At 55.1% G+C, this 4,376-nt stretch carries 5 protein-coding genes; all 5 read right to left on the reverse strand.

The annotated features are described in order from the left end of the window. Positions 1–87 precede the first annotated feature (87 nt). Positions 88–231 (reverse strand): plasmid recombination protein, encoded by a 144-nt coding sequence (locus ABIB60_RS22320; RefSeq protein ID WP_354582548.1) that lies wholly within the window; start codon positions 229–231, stop codon positions 88–90. 200 nt (positions 232–431) lie between these two features. Then, entirely contained in the window at positions 432–650 is a 219-nt protein-coding gene (locus ABIB60_RS22325) for a hypothetical protein (protein WP_354582549.1), read from the reverse strand. 467 nt (positions 651–1,117) lie between these two features. Next, complete coding sequence (locus tag ABIB60_RS22330) at positions 1,118–2,146, reverse strand: DUF1259 domain-containing protein (RefSeq protein WP_354582550.1); 1,029 nt, start codon at positions 2,144–2,146, stop codon at positions 1,118–1,120. Between the two features lie 83 nt (positions 2,147–2,229). Further along, entirely contained in the window at positions 2,230–2,841 is a 612-nt protein-coding gene (locus ABIB60_RS22335) for a RepA protein (protein WP_354582551.1), read from the reverse strand. Between the two features lie 303 nt (positions 2,842–3,144). After that, positions 3,145–4,293 (reverse strand): MobV family relaxase, encoded by a 1,149-nt coding sequence (mobV, locus tag ABIB60_RS22340; protein ID WP_354582552.1) that lies wholly within the window; start codon positions 4,291–4,293, stop codon positions 3,145–3,147. Positions 4,294–4,376 lie beyond the last annotated feature (83 nt).

The following is a 4,376-nucleotide window of genomic DNA, read 5'->3' on the forward strand; positions in this document are numbered from 1 at the left end:
CGAAAAAACGCCCGTTTTCTGAGACACCCCGCCTGCCCAAAATCCGACCCGGCGGCCCTAACGGGAATTTCTGTTCTTACTCTTGCGCTACCCCTTGATGTACTCCCGGTTGAGGGGCTTGCGCTCGGTGTCGGCGTTGGGCGTTTCGCGCTGCCGGTAGTTGTGGGCGGTCTTGGCCGCGCCCGCCTGGGCCGTCTTAATCTTGGCAACTCGGCAAATGGCGTAGGGCATGGGGCGGTGGGGAAGGGGGCTAGATACTGCGTAGGGCTGGCTGCAAGCCCCACACCGGACGCAGTCCGGTATAGTGGGTTATACCGTTGTTTTTCTCGCGCAGTTTTGGGCCAGTTATTTACGCTAATTACTTACGCTAACGGGCTTTTTTCAGGGTACATGATGGGCAAAACTTACGCTTATCACTTACGCTAATACCTTTATTTACTGGCTTTGACGCGCTTCATTCGGGTGGCCTGAGCGTTCATTTCCTGCTGCTCGTTGTACTGCACCTTCTCGATAATGGAGTTGTGAGCTACCCCGGCCCATCCCTGCACCAATGCCCGCAAACGACTGAACGCCTCCGCTGCTGGCAACCCCTCGACCTGCACCAGTGCTTCCGTGGCCGACCGTCCGACCGCTACCAATTTATCTGCCAAGTACCGTTCGTCTCCACTCGCTGGCTTCCCCCATGCCACCCCCCGCTTGACGAGCTGGTGCTGCACCACCCGGCACGAGGTTGAACAGAATTTACCCCCTCGGCGCTTCGGCTCGTAGTCTTTTCCACATTTTTGGCACTGCGTTATCATAGGCGAAAATACAAAATACTCCCCGTTCCGGGGATAGGTTTTCTTTGGCATTTTCCCCGCCGCGCTGTCTACTTCTTTTGCTTCCCCACTGCCCCAAACAGCGCGGCGGGGTCTATGCCTGAAAACCAAAAAACCACTCAGCAGAGGGCGAACCTTCAACGCTGAGTGGTATCTGAGCTGGGCCAACAGAGGGTGAACCTTCAACGCTGGCTTGCGCGTCTGGGGGCTGTTCTATTCCTGGCCGGTTGCTCCTCAGCAGAGCCGGTTACGCTTCAAACAGCCCCCAAACTTAAGGTCTTTTTCCCTTTTGTTCTCAACTAGTGCTTCATGTTCATGCTACTCTTACCCTTGCCCAACTGGTCGAGAGCAGCACGAAAGCCAGTAGCTAATTGCTTGGCTTCTCCACGGCCATAGTAGTGCAAGAATATCATGCGGGGCTGGTCAAAAAGCATATGATTATGCACGGCAACGACCTCTAAATTATGTGCCCGTAGTGCTTTGATAACTGGATTTACCTCATGTTCCAGCATAGCAATGTCGCCGGCAATGTGGGCGTCAGCTTGCTTGCCAGCAAATGCGGCCCATGAATTCAACCCAATGGCGGCGGTCATTTCTGTCCCCATCATAACGGATTGCAGGTCAGCGCGGCCTACGGTGTATTTGTATGTTGGGCCGTTCACCGTGCCCTGGTACTTCACCAGTTGGTCGAGTGCTGGAATATCAAATAGCTCTTTGCCAGTAGGTGGTCCAGCAGCCGGGGTAGCGTTGTTGCCCGACTGAGCAGCAGAAGTACCCTTGCTGGCCTGAGGCTGATTAGCTGGCAATAACTTAGAATCCTTGAGCGTAGCTGCAAATTTGCGAGCTAACTCGGCTGGGCTGCCCATGCCGTGAATGTGCATGTAAAAAATGCGCGGCTCCTCATAAAAGAAGTGGTTGTGTACAGCGCCGATTTCTAAGCCGTTAGCTAACGCCGCCGACATTAACGGGTTTACCTCTTCCTGCAACAGTACGGTGTCGCTCATGAGCATGGAAGATTTACCGTCTAGTGTGTGCTTGATGGCTACCCAACCGCCAAAACCGAACGAAATGGGCACTGGCTCCCCCTTGATAGTTATTTTCAAGTCGTTTCGGGGTAGAGGTGTGCTGTGCGTGGCCTGTGCCTCGGTGTAGGCTCCCTTCTTGCCCATTGCGCCTTCAATCGCAGCAATGTCAGCTGCGCTCAGTGGTGGAGTCTTGCTGGGTGGAGCGTCACTAGCAAACGTAGATAAGGGCCCTAATACCAGTGGTGTAGTAGCTAGAGCTGTGGTTTTAAGCCAATCGCGGCGGGAAAAGGTTGAGTCAGACATAAGGTGGGAAGTATAGGGGAAAGATGAAAGAACAAATGACTGTGAGGAAGGGGTTTCACCTCACTATTTTCTCCTCATTGCCCTCAGAGCTGGGTAGTCTTGGCCATCTCGCGGAGCTGCTCTAGGCTGGGATTGAATGGTAGGGCAAGCTGACCGGGATTTTTATCTTGTATCTGCTTGCGAACGTAGCTCTTAGCGAACGTTACACGGCTGCCGTTAAATACCACTAGGGGGTTCACGAAGTAGATTAACGGGTCCGTGCTGCGGGCTATCAGACCGGCCCCTATCAGCTCAGCTAGGCCGCTCGTAACAAGGCCCCTGCTCTTGTAGAGAGTGAATTTCATACACTCCGATGCCGAGAAGTAGAATTCATCTCGACCTGCACGGAGCTGGCGGAGAACATAGGTGAACACCCGGATGCCACGTGGGCTAAGCTCCCAAAAGTTGAGCAAACCGCTCAGGAATACTTTTGCAAACTGCTCTTCGTCTACTTCTACCTCCCTAACAAACAGACTTTCAGCTACTTTCTCGCCGTTATTATCAATTACCCAATACTTATTTTCCCCATTGCTGGTTTTTGGGGGCTTGATGGCTTGACGCTTTTTTGTGGTGCTAATCTCTAAAACGGCCTTCTCTGAAAACGGATTGTTCTCATTCTCAGGATAATCCGTCAATTTTCTGTACCAAGTTGTCATAGCTTTTTGAGTTTTTGCTAGACAAACTTAATCAATACGTTTAAAAAAGTGAGCCATTTTTAAAACAGCTCACTTTAAGCTTTAAAACACTTCGTTGCAGAAAGGGTAGTGTATTTTTAAAAATGCTCAGCCGTTATCGCGGAAAAGTACAAACAGCGTGTTTTAAGGTTTAAAACAGGTGTTTTAAATCTTAAAACAGACCCCCCTTGAGTATCAGTGAGTTATGGCACTTGACTCTTAACTCTTACAAGACACCCCCCGCAATGCAATTGCGGGAGGGTGGCTTGGCCTTGCGTTCGGTAGTCACTTCATACTTATTCCTCCGCCTCGGCTCTGCCCTTTGCTCTGCTCCTGGTCGCGCTGCACGGTGCGCTGCACGGCCTGGTCGTAAGCCTCCTTCACCGATACCCCGCCCGGCTTCAGCTCGGCCAACTCGAACCGGCTGCCGGTGGCCGTGTGGCACAACTCGCGCTGTTTGGTGGTCGCGTCCTCCTGGTAGATGTACCCTGGGAGCTTTTTTAGCTGGTCAGTTAAGTCGCTCACTTGGCGAATAGGGGCCTTTAGGGCCTGCTGAATGTGTTTTTCGGCCTCGGCCTTAATGCCGGCACGCACCTGGTGCGCGTACTCCAGCACGTTCGCCGGCAAGGTCTCGCCCTGGACAACCTGAACCAAGGCGCGGGTGAATCCCCCCTCCACGTCCTTTCGCACCTGAATTTGCTTCGTTTTGGTGCCCTCCACGCTCGCCAACTGCCGGGCCAGGGTCTTTTCCCGGTCTTTGGCCCCGGCGCTGTCCTGGGCAATGCTAGCGGCCTTGCTGGCCCGCTCGTTGGCCGAGGTGAGCTGCCGGGCCAACTCCGCGTTCAGCCGCGCCTCCTGCTCGGCCCGCCACTTGCTCAGGTTGACCAAGTCCAGCCCGCTCGGCCCCTCAATGCTTAGGCGCGTGGCCGGCTCCGGCCTGGTCAGCGTGGCCAGCTCGCCCCGGCTTTGCTCCTGGGCCCCGTAAACGTGGCGCATGACCTCGTGCTTGGCGCGGCTGTGCTCTACCCCTCGTTCCATCCCGAACGGCTTCATGGCCTCGGCGTAATCGGTTTGCAGGGCGCGCAGGGTCTTGGGGTTGAACACGTCCTTGGCCGACAATCGGCCGTCGGCTGTGAGGGGCACGACGACGGCGTGAAAGTGGGGCGTTAGCTCGTCCTGGTGCAGGGTGCAGCTCACCACATTTTGCTCCCCGAACTTGTCCTTCAGAAATGCAATATTGGCCTCGGCCCACTTGCTGCCGTGCCAGTCGTGCGGGGTTCCGTCGGCCTGGCGCTTGAATGCCTCCGGGCTGGCAGTCAGCAGCACCTCCACCCCGCGCACCGAATCAGGCCGGACTTTGGCCCCAGACTCCTGAATGCGTTCGGTGGCCAGCTCCCAATAATTGCGCTCGGCCGTGTTGATGGGGTAGCACAAGAGTAAGAACAGAAATTCCCGTTAGGGCAATTGAGCGAGCTGTTCCTCCAGGCTCGTCGGGTCGCGTAGCGGGCGCAGTTGCC

This window comes from Hymenobacter sp. UYP22 (genome assembly GCF_040547285.1).
In the GTDB taxonomy this organism is placed as follows: Bacteria; Bacteroidota; Bacteroidia; order Cytophagales; family Hymenobacteraceae; genus Hymenobacter.